We start from the raw sequence: 1,873 nt of genomic DNA, 5'->3' as shown, positions 1-1,873 counted from the left end.
GTAAGCGTGGCACCGACACCGTATTGCTTTAGCATGGCGGCTTTCCAATCGAGATCGCCGAGATGCCAGTGGAGCCACGTTTTATCGCGAACCGAGTTGTTGCCATCGTGGTGCCGAAGGCTCCGTTTGTTACCTGGATCAACAGCGTCGATTCTGCCCCAGGCATGGCATTGACGCTGGAACAAGCCAGCGAGAACGCAAACGCTTTTCTGGTTCCTGCATCCGGTAGCGATCCCGATGCCGCTGCCAAGCGTTGGTTACAGAAGCACTGGCAGGTCATTTTCGAACGCATGCTCGAGGACTGGTATGTCGACGAGCGTCTATGGCCGCAAGGTCGTACGCTCAAGCTATTCAAGGAGTGGTGCGAGATCCGCATGCACTCGATTGTCCTGGATTGCGCCGAAGCGCCGATCTCGTACGAGGACTAAGCCAGATCCTGTGCCAGATGCCAGGGCAGCAGGTCATCAATCCGGTTGATCGGATGATCCGCAATGCGCGCCAGCACATGGCGCAGATATGCTTCCGGATCGATGTCATTGAGCTTGGCGGTGCCAATCAGGCTGTAGATAGCGGCAGCGCGCTCGCCACCTGAGTCTGCCCCCGCGAACAAGTAGTTGCGCCGTCCGATAGCTACGCCGCGCAGTGCGCGCTCGACCGGCAGGTTGTCGATCTCCAACTGCCCGTCGTCACAGTAGCGTGTGAGCGCCTCCCACCGATTCAGCGCATAGAGGATCGCCCGGCTCGTGTCGGATTTGCGCGAGAGCGTTTCCAACGTGGCACTCAGCCACGTATGGAACTGTTCAAGCAATGGCCTGGCGTGGGTTTGCCGGTACGCCCGCCGTTCATCGGGCGGCTTGCCCCGGATCGCTTCCTCGATCTTGTACAACGCGCCGATACGCTCCAGCGCCTCGGTGTTCAAGGCATTCGGTCGCGCGGCATGCAGTTCATAGAACTGTCGCCGGGCATGGGCCCAGCAGGCTGCTTCTGTTACCTGCCCGGTTTCGTAAATCGCCTGGTATCCGCCGTACGCATCGGCTTGCAACGTACCGTTGAACGGCTGGAGATGCTGCTGCGGATGGATGCCCTTGCGGTCGGGCGTATAGGTGAACCAGACGGCTGGCGGCGTCATGTCGGCCGAGTTTCGGTCGTCGCGCACATAGACCCACAGCCGTCCGGTCTTGGTCTTGCCATTACCCGGCGCGAGTACCGGTACCGGCGTATCGTCGGCATGCAGTTTCGTGGCCGCCATGACGTGCCGGCGTAAGGCGTCGACCAGCGGTCGCAGCAGGTTCGCGCCATGGCCCACCCATTTCGCCAGCAACGAGCGATCCAGATCGACACCCTCGCGCGCATAGATCACTGACTGGCGATACAACGGCAGGTGATCCGCGAACTTCGCGACCAGCACATGGGCCAGCAAGCCCGGACCAGCCAGGCCACGCTCGATGGGGCGGCTCGGCGCAGCCGCTTGCGCGATATGGTCGCAGCACGTACACGCCAGTTTCGGGCGCACATGGCGGATCACGCGGAAGCTGGCCGGTACATATTCAAGCTGTTCGGAGACGTCTTCGCCGAGTTGCCTCATAGGGCCACCACACGCAGTGCAGGTTTCGCCTGATTCCGGCCAGTACGTCAGGATCTCGCGCGGCAGATGCTCGGGAAGCGGTTTGCGCGGCGCTTGTTCCGGTGCAGTGCGCGTTGCCTTCGGAATCTCGATGGGAGCAGCACCTTCGTCGGCCTCGAGTTCCTCCAGTCGCAACTCAAGCTGCTCAATCTGGCGGTCCAGTTTCTCGGAACTGCGGCCGAACTGCATGCGGCGCAGCTTTGCGATCAGCAGCTTCAGATGCTCGATCTCGGCCTTGGCGGTAGCGTT

Annotated in this window: 2 protein-coding genes; one reads left to right on the top strand and one right to left on the bottom strand. The window is 61.3% G+C overall.

Translation table 11 applies throughout. The features are described from left to right. Positions 1–62: 62 nt before the first annotated feature. Positions 63–428 (top strand): hypothetical protein, encoded by a 366-nt coding sequence (locus ABIC51_RS40790; protein ID WP_034184980.1) that lies wholly within the window; start codon positions 63–65, stop codon positions 426–428. Here ABIC51_RS40790 and tnpC read toward each other — a convergent pair. Further along, positions 425–1,873: IS66 family transposase (gene tnpC / locus ABIC51_RS40785; RefSeq protein ID WP_354007109.1), on the bottom strand; the 1,449-nt coding region annotated here is incomplete at its 5' end. The genes ABIC51_RS40790 and tnpC overlap by 4 nt on opposite strands.

Origin of the sequence: Burkholderia sp. 572, from assembly GCF_040545135.1 — a bacterium.
Taxonomy (GTDB): domain Bacteria; phylum Pseudomonadota; class Gammaproteobacteria; order Burkholderiales; family Burkholderiaceae; genus Burkholderia; species Burkholderia cepacia.
The sequence above is the reverse complement of the archived record's forward strand: the minus strand, read 5'-3'. Positions and strand labels throughout refer to the sequence as shown.